Genomic DNA, 16,991 nt, shown 5'->3' on the forward strand with positions numbered 1-16,991 from the left:
AAATGTTTTATGCTATCCATCTTTATAATATCATTTTTTCTAAAAAAATTTATTAAAAAGATCTTGACAAATGATAATGATTACTGATATTATTTACATAAATAGTAATGATTACTAATAATGAGGAGGTATTTTTTAAGATGACTTTTTACAATGACCCATACGGAGTCGGACGTTTGAAAATAAGAAAAATGATGGAAAGAGAGAGGGCACAAAAGCTAGATTTGATAACACAGCAAATTGCCAGTGAGTTAAAAAACATCAGCGAAAGATTGCGTGAATTAGAAGCTGTTAAATTATAATATTTTACCAAGCCACGGTATTTGCAAATTACCGCGGCTTTTTATCTTTTTAAAAAAAATATCCTCGGTAATATCAGCACCGAGGATATTTGCAAAAATCCTTCACTAACACTTATTGTATATTTCCAGGTATTTTTCAAAACGCTTATGGAATAATTCCGCCAAATCCTCTTGTGGTTTTATTATTCTTTTCGGAGTAGGGGTGTGGTATGCAAGACTGGGTATTCCGCCCACCGCTTTCAGTGTCAAAACCGCCGTTCCCAGAAGGGAGGCATGCTGAACCTGTGACACTGCTAGCTCAGTCTGAAAAATATCTGAGGCCATCTGAAGCCATTCTTGTGAGTGCTCTATTCCACCTGAAATTATGACCTTTGAAGGCTTCCCGATATCCCGAGTTAAAAGCCTAAAGCAGTGGTAAAGGTTAAAGAGCACACCTTCCAGTACTGCATAATACATGTCCACAAGACCATGTTTTCCTGTCAGATTGTAAAAAGCTCCTCTGCGGTCGTCCCGCCATCCAGGACACCGCTCTCCGTACAGAAAAGGCATAAATATGGGAGCATCGTCTCTGTCAACCTCATGCAGTTTTTGTCCCAGGTCATCATGCTTCAGCTTAACCTCACCGAAGCTGTGTTTTTTTATAAACCAGTCAACGCAGTTTCCGGCTCCACTAGTTGCAGCTCCAGCTATCCACATGTCATCAATCAGATAGTAACACCATGTAGAAGGCTGATTTGGCAAAATCGGCTGATCAGCTACCATTCGCAGTGCGCCGCTGGTTCCAACGGAGAAAGTCATAAAGCCATGTTTTACTGCACCATCGCCAATCTGATTCATAGCTCCATCGGCGCCTCCGAGCACTACCGGTATACCTGGGGGAAGATTCAGTTCCGAGGCCACTTCTTGCTTTAAAGGTGCTGAATAAGTGGGTTCCTTTAATGCCGGCAATTGTTCTTCTTTTAACCCTGCAAAGTCCAGGATATCCTTATCCCAGCTTAGAGATTTGATATTTAAAAACCCAGAACCTGCCGCAGTGGTTTTAGACATAACAAACTCGCCCGTAAGCTTTTCAAAAATAAAGGCCTGTTGGGATGAGATAAGAGCCTTCTCATTGCACATGGGTGACTTCGTATCGCGGAAATATATATACTGCCACAAGGGATAGGTGCTATTTACCATACACCCCGTTTTGTTGTAATACCATTTTTTGAAACCGTCATCTCTTCTATAATTCTCTACGATTACGCTGGCCTTATTATGAGCCCAGGTGTATATTCGCCCTAGGGGATTGTGATTTTGCCCTAAAAATAAGATGGTATGCCACGTGGTGCAGACACCGATGGCATCTATATTTCGCGTCTTATCAGTTATAGATAAAATGCATTTTTTTAATAAATCGTAGATATCCCCCGGTTCTTGTGACATGACATCACAGGATTTAGGCGGAAAGGTTATGCTTTCTACAGCCTTGGCGCCTTCTTCCGGTGAATACAGCATTGCCTTGGCCGATGATGTGCTTATTTCTATAGCCAGAATGTTCATAGTGACTTACTCCTTATAATATTGTTTAGTATTCGTGCTAATTTTAGTTCAATTAGCTGAGGCTTCATGTTTTTCCAAGCATTCGATTAAATTTTCCGCTGCCATCATTCCCATTTTCTCAATGGCTTCATAAGTAGACGCTGCACAGTGGGAACCGATAACAATATTATCCATCTTTAGCAGTTCACTGTTTTTTGGGGGTTCTTCTTCAAACACATCGATCCCCGCGCCCCATATTCTTTTTTCCTTCAATGCCCAAAGTAGCGCGTTTTCGTCGATAATTCCTCCCCGAGCTGTGTTTACTATAACTGCCATAGGCTTCATCATCTTAAACTGTTCATAACTTATTAAATTCCTGGTTTCATCTGTCAAGGGAAGGTGTAAGCTAATAAAATCGGATTCTTTTAGAAGCTCCTCTAAGGTTACGTATGTTATCCCGTTTTCCTTAGCATAGACCTCATCCTTAAAAGTGTCAAAAGCGAGCACCTTCATATCAAAACCAGCTGCCCGTCTGGCCACTTTTTTGCCTATGGCGCCCAAACCTATTAAGCCCAAAGTCTTGCCGTGCACTTCAATGGAAGTGATTTTGTTCCAGTTTAATTTCCTGCAACCGGCATCTATCTCCACTATTCTCCTGGCTACAGCCAACATCAACGCAAAAGTAAAATCCGCCACGGCTTCAGCGTTTGCACCAACTGTTCTCATCACCGGTATATTCTTTTCTTTGGCATATTCCACATCTATATTGTCTGTTCCAACACCGTATTTTGAAATTGCTTTCAGGCGTTTTCCACAGGCAAGGACCTCTCTATCCAAGGGATCCACACCTACTATTATCCCATCTACATCGACTATGTGTTTCATCATTTCTTGTCGGGTCATTATTCTCCCATAGGGATTTTGCACAACTTCATAACCTTTTTCCTTTAACAGATCCAAGGGTTTACTGCTGCTTTTTCCAAAAGAGCGCGGTGTTATAAGAATTTTATAGGTAGTTTTCATAGATATCTTCCTTCCTTTTATCTGCTTAAATATCCTCCATCTACAGGTATTATTGCTCCATTTATATAATCGGCAAACCTTGAGCCGCACCTGTTACTATAGCTTTTTGCCAGTTAAATGGAACATCTCCATTTTTGTCTCCATCTCCTTTATGTACATAAAACTTATTTACTTAATTATGGTTTATAAACCCTGAAAGCCGGCACATGCTCCCCCCTTTCATATTAGGTGTTAAAGATATTGTTATGATGTTTTTTCCCATAAAGCGTGTATGTCCTGTTTTGCAAAATTAAAATGCCTTTTTATCATTTCCAATACCAGATTCTTGTCAAAAAACATGAGGGCATCAAATATGGCTTTATGCTCCTGAACTGCCTCTTTAATCCTGGTAGTAGTTTGTTTCCCGTAAACGTAGTACATGTAAATATGGGTTTCCATTTTTTTGTATATATCCAGTGCTTTTTCATTGCCGGAACACTCCACGTAGAGTTGGTGAAACTGCCTGTCCAACGAAAAGTGTTTATAATAATCATTGATATTTTCGATGTTTTCCGCTACTTTTTCATGTTCTGTCAGGTTTGCAATGAATTTTTCTTTAGCTACAGGATTGTTTTTTAAAGTTTCCAGAACCTTGTCTACATAGAAGATTTCTATCATATATCTAATTTCCAGCAGTTCATCAAGTTCTCTAAGTCTGATCCGCTTTACGGTCATATTCCTTCTTGGAACACTTTCAATAAGCCCTTCCATTAGAAGTCTGTTTAATGCCTGCTTAATGGGTGTTTCACTGATGCCATACCTATTACATAAGTCCCTCACTATTATTCTCTGACCTGGTTTTAGGACATTCAACGTAATATCCTTTTTCAGTTCTTCATAGGCCATATCCACTAAAGTATTAAATTGAAAAAACTCGAATTTTGAACTCATTTTACCCTTCCCTTAACAAGCATTAGTCCAGAAAAGTAATATTAAAAATATTTAGTCATAAATCTAAGATTTAAAATCTATTATTTTATATTCCATATTTTTTATTAATTCCCTTCCTTGTAAAAAAATATTTTGAGGTTTTTATTTAAAATAGAACTTAAAAAAACATGGCTTACAAGGCTTTTCTTTGCCATGATAAACCATGTTTCATGTAAAAACTTTATTTGCGTAACTTAAACATTTGCAAAACAAAAGAAGACTCCTCAATAATGCCTTATGGTTTTATATAGGCATATCCTTCATTTTGCTTTTTAACAAGTTCTAAAACCCCAGCTGGAACAACATCTACAAATTCAATTATGTTTTCTTTTTGTATACCATGGGCTGCTAGTGCATTATTGCAGGCAACAAATTTTACTCCTTTTTTATGTAAATTTTTCATTGTTTCAATATCGGTGTTAAAATTCTGGCTGGGAGCATAATACTTTACTGCTTCTGAATTAGCCAAAACTTCAATATAAACTTCTTCACCATCTGTAGCATTTAATAAATTGCTGACATTTTTTAATAATAAATTCCATTTGTCATTCTCATCAATGTGAAATATTACCTTATATTCTGCCATTAAACCACCTTCTTTATAAAAATCTTTCTTTATAACTTTATACAAACCATTACCCCTTCAAAACCATTATAAATGTGCCAATTGTAATAAATATGCCGCCAAGAATTGTTTTAGTAGTGGGCACCTCATGTAATACTATAAAAGCAAGTATCATTGTAATAACAACACTAAATTTATCTACTGGAACGACCTTTGAAGCTTCCCCTATTTGTAATGCCTTATAATAACAAAGCCATGATAATCCTGTGGCAATGCCTGATAGAATTAAAAATATCCAACTTTTTTTACTGAGAGCAGTTATTTGGCTCTGGGTTCCTGTAATAAAAACTATACCCCATGCCATCACCAACACAACTACTGTGCGTATTGCAGTTGCTAAATTGGAACTAATCCCCTCAATCCCTATCTTAGCAAGTATAGATGTAAGCGCAGCAAATACAGCTGATAAGAATGCAAATATAAACCACATAATATAAATCCTCCTTTGATCCTTTTATATAATTCTGCCACTGTATTACTCCTTTATTTTACACCATACATCTCATAAAAGCATTTATCTTTTTGCACTTTATTACCTTTTACCCGTCTCTCATGACACCCTCTTAATCTCATTTGCAACCTGTTTCCTATATTTTTTTTACACTACCAGTCATGGCAGTAATATTAGTAAAAAGAAAATGCCACTGACAAAGTTTAACCCTAAAAGGTGTCCAATGGCATTTAAACATTTCAATCGCAAATATCCTGCGCAACATTAACGGCCTTTTAGATTCTTTACTTTTTTATCATTGTCCTGGTTACGATGAAGTTCACAGCAATCCATCTTTTTACCTGCGAATTCCTTTTCATTGGCTTTGGCTATCTTATCCAGGAATTTGCTGAACCAACCTGCCATGCTGTCACCTCCCAAATCATATTGGTTTTGGTAACATCTACACTGTATTTGAGTCTTAATTGCTGTCTTCCCGTCCGGTTATTGCCTACACGGTTGTGACCTCCGCAACAGCCTCCGCCTCTTAGAATTATGTAGAAAAATCCACCTATGAAAAGTAAATTCAGCAAAGCCTCTGCCGTAAATTCCATTTTCAACACCTCTTTGACAAAGTATTTTGTATGAGCTGTGGTCCCATGTATATCAATCGTATATAAAGATTATCAAAAAAATGTGAAGAACTTATGAAGTCTGTCATTGAAAATTTGGTATTGCTTTTTTTTAAAACTGCATTTATAATTTTGATTAATTCCTAGTAATCCGATAGGATTAATTGTATATACGAATAAACGCTGTGAACGGGAAGAGTAGACTTTCAATGACCATCACAGAGAGAGAGCCCTTTGGCTGAAAGGTTCTCATGGCATGATTGTTGAAGTGCACCCGGGAGTGGCATGCCGAAGCAAACTATGACTTGTTAGGCTTAGACGGAAGCCCCCGTTATAGGGTACGGCATAAAAATATGCCGATAAAGTTGAACTGCAGACATAAAAATCTTATGTTTGCAGTTTAAGCAGAGTGGAACCGCGGAAGACTTTCGCCTCTGAATATTTGGCGAAAGTCTTTTTTAATTAGGTAATATGCTTTTGCCGGCCGGCGCTATTACCTCTTTATTTTCAAGCTTAATTCTAGCTAAAGGAGATGGATCTAGTGAGTTTTATATCATTCTTACTCAGCATTGCAGGTGCGCTAGTTCTTTACAAAATGCGCAAAAACCACATTAACTTTGGTATCACTGTTCTTACCGGTATGTTTTTTGGTATAGCCATGGGAACTTTCTTTAAAGAAAGTTCCCTGATTTTAGACTTAGTTGGCAAAGCTTATGTAAGCCTAATCAAAATGCTTGTAATTCCACTAGTAATGACATCGATTATTTCAAGCATAACTACATTGAAGAATCCTGATCAATTAAAGCGTATCGGGGTTAAATCTTTTGCATGGCTTCTTTCCACCACCGCTGTAGCTACGGCTATCGGTATTGTAGTGGCTCAAGCCATGAACATTGGGGCAGGTATATCTTTCACACCTGATGAGTCTTTTAAAGCCCGGGAAATCCCCACTTTTTCGCAGGTATTTCTTGACATGCTACCGACCAATCCCATACAGGCAATGGCAGAAGCGAAAATCCTGCCAATTATAGTCTTTTCCATTTGGATTGCCGCAGCTATCATAATTGAAAGCCAAAGGCATCCTGAAGCTATAAAGCCTGTAAAAGAATTTATTGCGTCTTTTCAAAGGATTATGTTCCGATCCACCAAAATGGTTATTTCCTTGACTCCTTATGGTGTTTATGGTCTCATCACGACCATAGCCGCAAAATACGGCTTAGAAACAATTCTACCCCTACTTAAATTTATTGCTGCGGTTTATATCGCCTGCATTTTACAGTTAGTATTAGTCCACGCAAGCCTTGTCGCCATTGTAGCAAAGGTTAACCCCATAAAGTTTTTCCAAAAAATGTCCCCCGCACTAATGGTGGCATTCTCTACCCAATCTAGTTATGGCACCTTACCCGTAACTATACGCTCACTGGTGGAACGAGTAAAGGTCTCTGAGAAGATCGCCAGTTTTACAGCCCCTCTGGGCGCTACAGTGGGTATGAATGCTTGCGGCGGCCTTTACCCGGCTATAGTTGCCGTGTTTGTGGCAAGAATATTTGATGTAGAGCTTACCATGAGTCACTACCTACTTCTCATAGGTGTAACGACTTTTTCATCAATAGGAATTGCTGGTGTTCCTGGAACAGCATCCATTGTTACTACTGTTGTGCTCACAAGCCTTAAACTTCCTATTGAGGGTCTTGCCATAGTGATGGGAGTAGATGTAGTCGTCGACATGATGAGAACCCTGACCAATGTGGCCGGAGCTTCTGTATCGTCACTCATGGTAGCAAGTTCAGAAGAAGAGTTCGATCGAGTAGCATTCAACCAAAGCGAACTCGTAGAGACTTAACTGAAACGACAAGCGCCATTTCGGTTTGAGGCTATCGCCAGTGCTAGCCTTGATTGGTTAGGACTAAAAATCGGCGGATAGACAATGTTTAAATAGCTATCCGCCTTTCTAATACACAAACTTGGTTTCAAACAAATTCCAATGTAAACCCTATACCTTTTCCCTATGGTCTCCAAAACCTTTCTTATCGCAGATAATAAATGCAGTTCTATATCAATTATGTTTTTCCTTGTATTTGTTAATAACCAGATATAGGCTTCCTAATATAGTTAGTAATACAAAGATGGCGGTAAACGAGTGAGAAATTTGACCTGACAAAAAAATTGCTGTTGGCCCATCAGCACCGCCTATGATTCCTACTGTACTTGCATTGGCTGTATCTACATTATATTTATTGGACAAGTATAGTGAAAATATGATTTGAGGAAAAACGCTGACGAAGGCCATCAAAGCACATAGAACGGTAAATATAGTAGCAACCTTGATTTTTATTGATTCGTGTTTTACCATACTTTATTTAACTCCCCCATATTGTTTGAGGCACTTACTTTCTCCAATATAAGCCAAGGCCTTTCGCAGACTATGAGCCTAACATTAGACAGAGTGGCCTTTAGTGCTTCTACCTTTTACGGCTATATTTTTTTATACCTGCCTTTAAATTTCTGAACAATAAATTCCCTAAAAGCATCAAGATCATCTACATCTTTTTTCCTTATCAATGAAGCTTGGTTTGCAGTCAAATAAAAAATAAAGTAATCTCTGCTTTCCATTAGGGCATAAAATTGTTCGTATTTTAGTTCCCCCTTTGACTTAAGGGTCTCATTTTCCATAACAATTCGATCCTCATAAAATTTTAAAGTATTGATGCTGTCAAATGCACCTGTCTTATCTGTTTTTACCCGCTGAGCATTTTTCTTTTCAACTTTAAATAATACCGCGCCAATTGCCAATGCAAACAAAAATACCCAAGATATGATAAATTTAATAAGATTAAAGCTGCCACCGTCGAAATTGACAACAAAGCTTCCAATCAAAGCGATTAATCCAATTAAGGGGATTATAACTTTATTTCTTCTAAATGTGGCAATATATAAAAATCTCCTATAGTCTTCTTTGGACAGAGTTGTATTTATTATGATTTTGGGTTGCTCCACATTATCACCTCCAGATTAATTATACTACCACTTTTCCCGCAAAATTTCTTCGCGCTTCTTTTGGAATTCCTCTTCAGTAATGAGGCCATCTTCTTTTAGCCTATTTAGTTTTCTAAGCTTTATTTCAAAATCACCACTTAAAGATGTTGACTGATTATCTTTCTCTTCATCGTCTGTTTCTATCTCCCATGACGCAACACCTTTACCGCTAAAAAAGTTATATGCTTGAAGCCCTGTTATACAAACTGCAACCATTGTCCAGAATACACCAAAAATACCTGCAGCAGGAATTGCTATGAATAATCCTATAAATACAAAAATAATACCTAACACCATACCAAACAGCAATGCTGGCTTACTTGGTTTAACTTTTATTCTCTTTGCCATAAAACCATCTCCTTTATTATACAGGTGATATTGGTCTTTTATTTTTAGCCTTTCGAACCTATCATCTACAATACATTTTACACCGATTAATCTATATTACCAATATATTTCCGTTCACTTTCAGCCACTTTCTACTTTCAGCATAGTTTGGCAGAATAGACTCTACAAGGTTCCAAAAGTCTTTTGAGTGATTCATAATTTTCAAGTGGCACAGTTCGTGCACAATTACATAATCAATTACATGAAGAGGTGCCATAATCAATCTCCAGTTTAAATTAATATTTCCCTTTATACTGCAACTCCCCCACCTGGTTTTCTGGTCTTTGATCACCACTTTGCAGGGAGTCACTTTGAGTTGATAAGAATACTTTTCAATTCTTTCTTTAACAATTTCAGCAAAACGCTGCCTGTACCATTTTATCAATGCTTCTTTTATTACCTGATGCCTGCTTTCCTCAGATAATCCCTTAGATATGTACACCGTAACAGTATCCTCTTGTATGAACACTTCAACCTCGCATAAATCTTTTTCCAGTATTTCAAGGATATATTCATTGCCAAGATACAAGAATATTTCCCCACCGATAAACTGCCTGCGTATCAAATTTGAATTTCTCTCTATAACTTCATTTACTTTCTTAATGATCCAGTCTGCTTTTTTCTGGACTGTTTCCCGAATCTGTTTTTCACTGATATGTAAGGGAACGGATACCTTTACCTCACCATTACTATCAATCGTGATCCCTATTGTTTTTCGCCTGGTTTTAACTACAGTATAGGCAACCTTATTACCTTCAATCTCTACAAAATATTTTTTATCCATATCCTCACTCACTTGCAATAAAATTGTAGACGTGCTTTATAATATCCACTATATCGACAGTATCTTAGATATTATTAATGATTTCTTCATGGGCTTGTAATAAACCTCTTTTAACTCTAAAAACTCAATAAAAAAACATGGCTACAGGCTTCCTTTGCCCTTATAAACCATGTTTCCTAAAAGAACTTTATTTACCCCATTTTCACACATCTGGAAAAATAGGAGTTTATTTATCTAAGTATTAATCACATTGTTTATTTTTCTCAACCGACTCAAAAAAACGCCGCAAATTGTCCGGTAATTGATATGCTTTACTATCAGCTCTATCATTCAACTGTCCTTGTTTATCGCTATATAATTCACGAAGTATAGCATCAACTATCATTGCTTTTGGAGGAACATTGAATTCTTTACCTTTATACACCCATACACGACAGTCCACTTCATCCCCGCACAAATCGCCACACGATTCACAAAGTGACTCTCTCGTTTCCAGTTGTATATCCTTCCCATTAATACGGATAGTAGGTGAGCTCTCAAATCTATACTGTATGGCCTTTTCTTTACTATCAATATGAACTTTATTTACAATAACTTCTGCGCCTGCTAATTCAAGCACTTTGGCCACATCTTCAATTGCTTCTTCAAGGCTGTCCTCCGTACCCTGGCATCTCGTACATATACTTAAATCCAAATACATAAAATCGATTATTATTTTTCTCTTTTCTGCTTCATAATTTGGCTCTTCACACCCACAATTCGTACTGCAGCAGGTATTGTTTCTTTGAGTTTCGCAACATCCCATAATAAAAGCCTCCTTCTTTATAACGCCTAGATTCATAAGAAAATTTTTCGGTTGTAGTAAAATTTTCTTACATTAGCGGCGTTTCAATGAGGCGGAAATATGCTCCCGCCTCGTTATAAATATCTTTTAATATCCTCTACCGACGGAACTCTTCCCATAACCTTTACCTGTTCATCTACTACAAGTGCAGGTGTTCTCATTACACCATATGCCATAATGTCCTTAAAATCCTCTACTTTTTCAATAGTGGCTTCAATTCCCAGTTCCTTTACAGCCTCCCTGACATTAGCCTCTAATTTCTTGCAATTGGCACATCCTGGACCTAAAACTTTAATTACCATAATAAAATCCTCCTTCATCAATTTATACTAATTATTCCATTATTATTGCCATTCCACAGCATTCCTTTGCACAGGTTCCACACCCTGTACATTTTGCATAATCAATTTCTATTCTGCCACCTAAAGGCTCATCATCATCCTCGACATAACTTATTGCATGATTAAGACATGCAATTATCGCTTTGCAGATATTGCCTGTGCAGGATATTTCTCCTTTAAAATAACTGGTCTCACACCTTCCGCCTCCCAACGTTTAGCAACTGCAGCATCCGCAACTGCAATTATCCTTTCCACCAGTGTCGCCAACATACTCAATTGCATCTGAAGGGCATAGGTTTTGACATCCTCTGCATCCTTCAACACAACCTTAGGGATATACTACCACAGGCCTGTCAACTTCTTTCTTGTAAACCCCGTGTGAGCACTTGTTAAAACATGCCCCGCACTCAATACAATTTTCATAGTTAATTACTGGATACCAGTTCTTTGACATTTAAACCCTCTCCTTTATACAAAAATATATGAAAAAGCATTAAATATATATCCAATTAATATAATCCCTGCTGATACAATGGATACAAAGATTGCTAAAAGTTTAGGCTTTACTACCTTGCTCAGCATAATCATGGAAGGCAGCGACAGGGCTGTTACTGCCATCATAAATGACACTATAGTCCCTACGTTCACTCCTTTTGCAAATAACGCTTCGGCTATTGGCAGAGTACCGAATATATCAGCATACATTGGAATGCCCACTACAGTAGCAAGTAACACTGCAAATGGATTATTACCTCCAACCACATTTTCTATGAATGACTGGGGAATCCAGTTATGAATAGCCGCCCCTATGCCTACGCCGATTAATACATATAGCCAAACCCTTTCGATAATATCTCTGACCTGTTCCTTTGAATATGATATTCTTTCCTTGCGGGTCATTTCAGGCACTTCTGCATCAACATTTTCGATTTCCCTTACATATCCTTCTACATATTTTTCAAGTCTAAACTTTTCTATTAAAGTTCCTCCAATAACCGCTAAAATCAAGCCTACAACAACATAGGCTATGGCAATTTTAGCACCAAAAAATGACATTAACAACATCAATGATGCCAAATCTACCATTGGTGAAGATATTAAGAAAGAGAAGGTTACACCCAAAGGCAAACCGGCCGATGTAAAGCCTATAAAAATCGGTATGCTGGAGCAACTGCAAAAGGGAGTTATGGTACCAAGCAGTGCCCCGAGTATATTCCCTTTAATGCCTTTTATCTTTCCGAGAATCTTCTTTGTTCTCTCTGGCGGAAAATAACTCTGGATATAGGATATAACAAATATTAGCAGGGATAATAGTATAAAAATCTTTATAGTATCATAGATAAAGAAGTGGATGCTTCCACCCAGCCTGCCATTAACGGACAAGCGGAATACCTTTTCTACAAGAAGCCTTACAAGTTCTGACAGCCACGTCATTTTCAATAGTTGGTCATTTAGCCAGCCAAATATTAGGGACAATATATTCATATGAAAACATCCTCCTTACCTTCTGCACGCTTCAAGATATTTTTCAGCATGTTTACACTTTTCTATATCACTTTTTAGTTCTGGATAATCGTTGATATTATCCACTATTTTCTCCAGTATGGCTTTGTACACTTCCTCTTTAAGATTTAAATCATAAAATATGAACTGTTCCTGCCTTTCATCTTTTACAAAGCCCATATCCCTAAGTTTAGCAAGATGTTTTGATATTTTGGGCTGTGACTCTCCTGTTATTCCACACATCTCACATACGCAAAGTTTTTTATGATACAGCAGAATAAGTATCCTTAAACGTGTTTCATCAGACAATACCTTGAAAAAATCAGTTAATTTATCCATAAAATCTTCCTTTCGTTAAAATTTTGGCTTTGTATCAGACATACTTTATACTCTAAGCAACTGCAATTTTAAATCTATACTTATATACTCATATAAGTATATACGTATAATACTCCTGTTTTTTATATCTGTCAATAGTCACTTCAATATTTAAAAAAATAAAAAAATGCATGAAGTTTTCTCTTCACTGCACTCTTTTTATTTAGATTAATTACATTCTGCTTATCAAATCTGGTTATTTTTTACCCTCTGTATCAAATCCTCCACTTTTTCCTTAATTATATCTCTTGTTTTTCTGTAATCCTCTATTGGTCCGCCTGACGGGTCAGCAAGCCCCCAATCTTCTCTATGCTTGCATGGTACATAAGGGCATTCTACATTACAACCCATCGTTATTAAGATATCTACTTCTGCTGGTATATCACTTAACAACTTGGGATGATGGCCACTCATATCCACTCCTGCTTCTTCCATTACCTGCACTGCCAATGGTTTTACTTCAGGGTAACTTTCTGTTCCTGCAGAATATGCTTCCAATACATCAGTTCCCAATTTCTTTGCCCAGCCTTCTGCCATTTGAGAACGGCAGGAGTTGTGGACACATACAAATGCAACTTTCTTTTTCATATGTTTTATATTCCCCTTTCATCAGTTTGTTTAAACCAGTGCCTTGTGTTGTTGGCAATCCTTACAAGTGTAAGCATTACTGGAACTTCAACCAGTACTCCCACAACTGTTGCAAGGGCGGCCCCAGAGTCCAGACCAAAGAGTGAAATAGCCACTGCAACAGCAAGTTCAAAGAAGTTGCTTGCTCCAATCATTCCTGCAGGGGCTGCTATATCATGGGGAAGTTTCCATATCTTTGCCCATCCATATGCGATGAAGAATATAAAGAACGTCTGAATAATTAATGGTACCGCAATTAATATAATATGCAGAGGATTGCTTAAAATTATTTCACCCTGGAAAGAGAAAATAATTACTAAAGTAAGTAGCAGACCTACAATCGTTACATTATCAAATTTCTTGAGAAAAATATTCTCGAAATACTCTATCCCCTTATGTTTGATAATGTTCTTTCTAGTAAGGTATCCTCCTGCCAATGGAATAACAACGAACAGAATTGTTGATAACAACAGTGTGTCGTAAGGAACACTTACATTACTTACACCTAACAGGAATGCGACAATTGGTGTAAATGCAAACAATATAATCAGGTCATTTACTGCTACCTGCACTAATGTATAAGCAGGGTCGCCTTTTGTCAGATAACTCCATACGAACACCATAGCGGTGCATGGTGCGGCTCCTAACAATACTGCGCCTGCAAGATAGTCTGTCGCCAATTCTGAACCAATCCACCTGCTGAATACTACTTTTAAGAAAAATGCTGCTATAAGATACATTGTAAAAGGTTTGATAAGCCAGTTTGTCACGCAGGTTACTATGAGTCCCTTCGGTTTCTTTGTTGCTCTGACAATGCTTGAGAAATCAATTTTCAGCATCATGGGGTATATCATGAGCCATATCAGAATAGCAACGGGAATAGATACATTAGCATATTCAAATTTGCTCAAAGTTTCAGGGATTGCAGGAATCAATTGCCCTATGGCAACCCCCACTATAATACATGCTGCTACCCACAGTGTAAGGTATTTTTCAAAAAACCCCAATCCCTTTTTTTCTTGTATTGGTTTTTTACTACTCAATTTATACTCCTCTAATTCATTTAATATTAATTTGTTTTAGTTATATGATTATATTCAATTATATTCATATAATATGCTAACAACAACATTCTGTCAATATTTTGAGAGCAACATTAAGCAAGATAATATTTTATATTCTCTAAAAAATATCCTAAAATGCGTTGAAACAAATATCTACAGAAGCCGCTTTAATTTTCATTTTCCGTCTTCTCACACTGCCCTTGAAGATACTTTAGAACCTGACTTTTGTCTTCCCGCAGTTGCTCACATGTATAGTAACTATTTTTATATTTTTTAAGTCTTTCTACATCTCTTAGCAATTGTGTATTTTCTACTAACTTGTTTTTAATAAATTCATACAGTAGGTTATTTTCTTCAATAAACTTGTTATCTACTCTGTAATAGACCCATTGCGATTTCTTTTCACTAGCTATAACACCTGCAGTTTTCAATTTATTTAGATGCCTTGAAGCATTAGACTGCGTCATATCCAGCACTGTTTCTATCTCGCACACACAGAGTTCCTGTCTTATTAGCAAATTGAGTATTCTAATTCTGTTTTCATCTCCCAACGCTTTAAAGATTTCTATTAAATCCAATTTATCACCACCATATGATTATATTCATTTATACTCATATAATAATGCTAATTTTTGCTTTAGTCAATAAATATCTATCATCAGCCATTATCCTAATATCTTCCAGATTAATAAAGTCAGTTCTAAAATTCCATATTTCCCTTCCATTTAATAACATGTAGTAATTTTTAAAATAAAGTCGGTTCCGAATAGTATAAGGCGCAAGAAGCGTAGGGCAAAGTTTCAAGGATTAAGGCATAAGAGTTCAAAACGTAAATCCCGCAGCGAATAAAGATTTCTCCTATCTGCTACGGGATTTTGGAACGAACTTTATTTTTATAGAGCGAACTTTATTAAATTAAACACCCGGAATATTATTTAAAACCTATTATTTTATCAAGGTCCCGTTCATCCTGAACAGGAATATCTTTCTTTTTTACAAATATAGTCATCAGATATGCTGTTATAATTATGGCTATAACTGTCAGTATCCACCTTATTCCCATGAACTGTACCCCTAAAAACTTTGCTTCATTTGCAAGCATAGGAACTTTTATAACCGCCCATGCACTTAATATAATGACTACATTTGCGATACTGGCACCTTTCTTTAAAAGCATTTTGCAGATTGGGAATGCTGCATAAATAGGTCCTGCTGAAAAACTGCCCAATAAGAATGAGAATACGATCCCCTTTATTCCTGCTTTCTCTCCAAAACCTTTCATAATTACTTCTTTAGGAACCCATGCTTCTATAATTGATGTAATTATAAATATCACAGGCATAATTTGCAGCATCTCTATAATATAATGCATACTGTTTTTAACAGATAAATAAGCCTTATCGGGCATTGCGATAAATAGAATAACATACGCCAGAGATACTGCTGTCAGCAGTTTGTTCTTTTTAATTATTCCAATTATCTTCACATAATCACTCCCATGACCAATGCTATGATAACCGCAAATACAAAACTAAAAATATTGCGTATAGTCGCAAATTTCAAACCAAATTCTCTTTTTTCCAATGGAAATGTCACCAGTCCAACCATTGTAAGAGTAGTTAGGAAAGCAACTGCCGGAATAATACTCGCACCTGCATCTACAAGAGAGCCTACCAGAGGAAACGCTACAAAGGCCGGAATTAATGTAATGCTGCCGGCCAAAGCAGAAACAATGGTTGAAATAAATGTATTAGATTCTCCTAGAGTACTCTTTATAACTTCAGGCGGTATGAAGGTCAAAATCAATCCTATAAGCAGTAAAATGCCTATTATCTGTCCGACCATATTTTTCATCATGCCTTTTGCCATTTTCATTGAATTGAATGTCTTCTGCTTATCTTTAACAATGGATGCGATAAACGCAGCCCCTGTTATTCCCCATAACGATACTGTAAAAATATCCACCCCTCATCACTCCTTCTCTTTGTAGTTTTTGGGATTGGGTGACTTTACTACAAAGAATTCCAATATTTCTTCGTCTTGATTTTTGACATTCATTTTTGTTTTATATGGGATATTTATAATATCTCCCTTAGTATAAAGATGTGGTTCCTGTTCATTTAACTGCAAAGTCATTTTTCCACGTACAATTATCATATAGACATTGGAATTGGAATAGTGCTCAGGAAGACCTGTTCCTTTTACAAGAACCATGTGGTTTAGGTTAATATTCTCATCATCCACAATCTTTTCGATTATTTTGTCATCAGTAATACTGTATACATATTTTTTCTCCAACATAAAAACTCTCCTTTCACAATGTTTAACTCCATATTATAATAAATTACAGTGACATACAGTTACCAAGGTAACCAATTTTGAGAAAGGTGTTATTTATGAGTATAAAAAAACATCTAAGTATTTTAAGACTGACAGAGTTATTTAGTGGATTTTCTACCGAAGAACTGCTTAATCTATTCAAAGCGCAAAATTACATTATCACAAAATACAATAAAGGCAGCATT

General features: G+C 36.7%; 25 protein-coding genes, 1 pseudogene and 1 other annotated feature. Of the genes and pseudogenes, 2 read left to right on the top strand and 24 right to left on the bottom strand.

Annotation, left to right across the window (positions count from 1 at the left end; genetic code table 11):
* Positions 1-140: 140 nt before the first annotated feature.
* Positions 141-302 carry a hypothetical protein gene (locus JT739_RS11345; RefSeq protein ID WP_237661238.1) on the top strand — a complete coding sequence of 54 codons (162 nt, stop codon included), beginning with the start codon at positions 141-143 and terminating at the stop codon, positions 300-302.
* 105 nt (positions 303-407) lie between these two features.
* On the opposite strand, the gene JT739_RS11350 is transcribed toward JT739_RS11345, so the two are convergent.
* The 7 genes from JT739_RS11350 to JT739_RS11380 all read right to left on the bottom strand — a co-directional run bounded on the left by JT739_RS11350 (position 408) and on the right by JT739_RS11380 (position 5,484).
* Positions 408-1,844, bottom strand: coding sequence for a gluconokinase (locus JT739_RS11350; RefSeq protein ID WP_237661239.1), 1,437 nt, complete (start codon positions 1,842-1,844; stop codon positions 408-410).
* 48 nt (positions 1,845-1,892) lie between these two features.
* Positions 1,893-2,846: a phosphoglycerate dehydrogenase gene (locus JT739_RS11355; RefSeq protein WP_237661240.1), complete on the bottom strand. Its 954-nt coding sequence runs from the start codon at positions 2,844-2,846 to the stop codon at positions 1,893-1,895.
* A 243-nt stretch (positions 2,847-3,089) separates the two neighbouring features.
* On the bottom strand, positions 3,090-3,776 hold the full coding sequence (locus tag JT739_RS11360; protein WP_237661241.1) for a GntR family transcriptional regulator: 687 nt from the start codon (positions 3,774-3,776) through the stop codon (positions 3,090-3,092).
* Positions 3,777-4,050: 274 nt separating this feature from the next.
* The gene (locus tag JT739_RS11365; protein WP_370642667.1) at positions 4,051-4,401 is read right to left on the bottom strand and encodes a DsrE family protein; all 351 of its coding nucleotides are present in this window, start codon (positions 4,399-4,401) and stop codon (positions 4,051-4,053) included.
* Positions 4,402-4,450: 49 nt separating this feature from the next.
* Positions 4,451-4,870: an EamA family transporter gene (locus JT739_RS11370; protein ID WP_237661243.1), complete on the bottom strand. Its 420-nt coding sequence runs from the start codon at positions 4,868-4,870 to the stop codon at positions 4,451-4,453.
* A 285-nt stretch (positions 4,871-5,155) separates the two neighbouring features.
* The gene (locus JT739_RS11375) at positions 5,156-5,296 is read right to left on the bottom strand and encodes an LDCC motif putative metal-binding protein (RefSeq protein WP_237661244.1); all 141 of its coding nucleotides are present in this window, start codon (positions 5,294-5,296) and stop codon (positions 5,156-5,158) included.
* On the bottom strand, positions 5,260-5,484 hold the full coding sequence (locus JT739_RS11380) for a hypothetical protein (RefSeq protein ID WP_237661245.1): 225 nt from the start codon (positions 5,482-5,484) through the stop codon (positions 5,260-5,262). Before JT739_RS11380 ends, JT739_RS11375 begins: the two co-directional genes overlap by 37 nt.
* Before the next feature lie 194 nt (positions 5,485-5,678).
* Positions 5,679-5,941, top strand: a binding site (T-box leader).
* A gap of 93 nt (positions 5,942-6,034) precedes the next feature.
* On the opposite strand from JT739_RS11380, the gene JT739_RS11385 reads away from it, so the two are divergent.
* On the top strand, positions 6,035-7,345 hold the full coding sequence (locus JT739_RS11385; RefSeq protein WP_370642663.1) for a dicarboxylate/amino acid:cation symporter: 1,311 nt from the start codon (positions 6,035-6,037) through the stop codon (positions 7,343-7,345).
* Positions 7,346-7,558: 213 nt separating this feature from the next.
* Here the strand turns inward: JT739_RS11385 and JT739_RS11390 are convergent, their stop codons facing one another.
* The 17 genes and pseudogenes from JT739_RS11390 to JT739_RS11465 form a co-directional block, all read right to left on the bottom strand.
* Positions 7,559-7,855, bottom strand: coding sequence for a sodium ion-translocating decarboxylase subunit beta (locus JT739_RS11390; RefSeq protein ID WP_237661247.1), 297 nt, complete (start codon positions 7,853-7,855; stop codon positions 7,559-7,561).
* 122 nt (positions 7,856-7,977) lie between these two features.
* Positions 7,978-8,499, bottom strand: coding sequence for a YcxB family protein (locus tag JT739_RS12975; RefSeq protein WP_237661248.1), 522 nt, complete (start codon positions 8,497-8,499; stop codon positions 7,978-7,980).
* A gap of 24 nt (positions 8,500-8,523) precedes the next feature.
* The gene (locus JT739_RS11400; RefSeq protein WP_237661249.1) at positions 8,524-8,886 is read right to left on the bottom strand and encodes an SHOCT domain-containing protein; all 363 of its coding nucleotides are present in this window, start codon (positions 8,884-8,886) and stop codon (positions 8,524-8,526) included.
* 91 nt (positions 8,887-8,977) lie between these two features.
* Positions 8,978-9,709 carry a M48 family metallopeptidase gene (locus JT739_RS11405; protein WP_237661250.1) on the bottom strand — a complete coding sequence of 244 codons (732 nt, stop codon included), beginning with the start codon at positions 9,707-9,709 and terminating at the stop codon, positions 8,978-8,980.
* 241 nt (positions 9,710-9,950) lie between these two features.
* Complete coding sequence (locus JT739_RS11410; RefSeq protein WP_237661251.1) at positions 9,951-10,514, bottom strand: DUF2703 domain-containing protein; 564 nt, start codon at positions 10,512-10,514, stop codon at positions 9,951-9,953.
* A gap of 113 nt (positions 10,515-10,627) precedes the next feature.
* Positions 10,628-10,855, bottom strand: coding sequence for a thioredoxin family protein (locus tag JT739_RS11415; protein ID WP_237661252.1), 228 nt, complete (start codon positions 10,853-10,855; stop codon positions 10,628-10,630).
* 31 nt (positions 10,856-10,886) lie between these two features.
* The gene (locus JT739_RS12980) at positions 10,887-11,105 is read right to left on the bottom strand and encodes a 4Fe-4S binding protein (protein ID WP_370642666.1); all 219 of its coding nucleotides are present in this window, start codon (positions 11,103-11,105) and stop codon (positions 10,887-10,889) included.
* The gene (locus JT739_RS11420) at positions 11,030-11,215 is read right to left on the bottom strand and encodes a hypothetical protein (RefSeq protein WP_237661253.1); all 186 of its coding nucleotides are present in this window, start codon (positions 11,213-11,215) and stop codon (positions 11,030-11,032) included. The genes JT739_RS12980 and JT739_RS11420 overlap by 76 nt, the downstream gene beginning before the upstream one ends.
* Before the next feature lie 7 nt (positions 11,216-11,222).
* On the bottom strand, positions 11,223-11,348 hold the full coding sequence (locus JT739_RS11425) for a 4Fe-4S binding protein (protein ID WP_237661254.1): 126 nt from the start codon (positions 11,346-11,348) through the stop codon (positions 11,223-11,225).
* A 14-nt stretch (positions 11,349-11,362) separates the two neighbouring features.
* Positions 11,363-12,379: a permease gene (locus JT739_RS11430; protein WP_237661255.1), complete on the bottom strand. Its 1,017-nt coding sequence runs from the start codon at positions 12,377-12,379 to the stop codon at positions 11,363-11,365.
* Between the two features lie 15 nt (positions 12,380-12,394).
* A complete protein-coding gene (locus JT739_RS11435) occupies positions 12,395-12,736 on the bottom strand; it encodes a helix-turn-helix transcriptional regulator (RefSeq protein WP_237661256.1) in 342 nt (113 codons plus the stop codon).
* Positions 12,737-12,961: 225 nt separating this feature from the next.
* Positions 12,962-13,363: an arsenate reductase ArsC gene (locus JT739_RS11440; protein WP_237661257.1), complete on the bottom strand. Its 402-nt coding sequence runs from the start codon at positions 13,361-13,363 to the stop codon at positions 12,962-12,964.
* 5 nt (positions 13,364-13,368) lie between these two features.
* On the bottom strand, positions 13,369-14,445 hold the full coding sequence (arsB, locus tag JT739_RS11445; RefSeq protein ID WP_237661258.1) for an ACR3 family arsenite efflux transporter: 1,077 nt from the start codon (positions 14,443-14,445) through the stop codon (positions 13,369-13,371).
* A 188-nt stretch (positions 14,446-14,633) separates the two neighbouring features.
* Positions 14,634-15,044, bottom strand: a complete 411-nt coding sequence (locus tag JT739_RS11450; RefSeq protein WP_237661259.1) for a helix-turn-helix transcriptional regulator — start codon at positions 15,042-15,044, stop codon at positions 14,634-14,636.
* 362 nt (positions 15,045-15,406) lie between these two features.
* Positions 15,407-15,952, bottom strand: a pseudogene (locus JT739_RS11455) (permease); the annotation flags it as partial.
* Positions 15,949-16,431 carry a permease gene (locus tag JT739_RS11460; protein WP_237661261.1) on the bottom strand — a complete coding sequence of 161 codons (483 nt, stop codon included), beginning with the start codon at positions 16,429-16,431 and terminating at the stop codon, positions 15,949-15,951. The gene JT739_RS11460 and the pseudogene JT739_RS11455, both read right to left, overlap by 4 nt.
* Before the next feature lie 6 nt (positions 16,432-16,437).
* Positions 16,438-16,767, bottom strand: a complete 330-nt coding sequence (locus JT739_RS11465) for a cupin domain-containing protein (RefSeq protein ID WP_237661262.1) — start codon at positions 16,765-16,767, stop codon at positions 16,438-16,440.
* Between the last annotated feature and the right edge of the window lie 224 nt (positions 16,768-16,991).

Source organism: Tepidanaerobacter sp. GT38 (genome assembly GCF_021991635.1).
GTDB lineage: Bacteria > Bacillota > Thermosediminibacteria > Thermosediminibacterales > Tepidanaerobacteraceae > DTU063.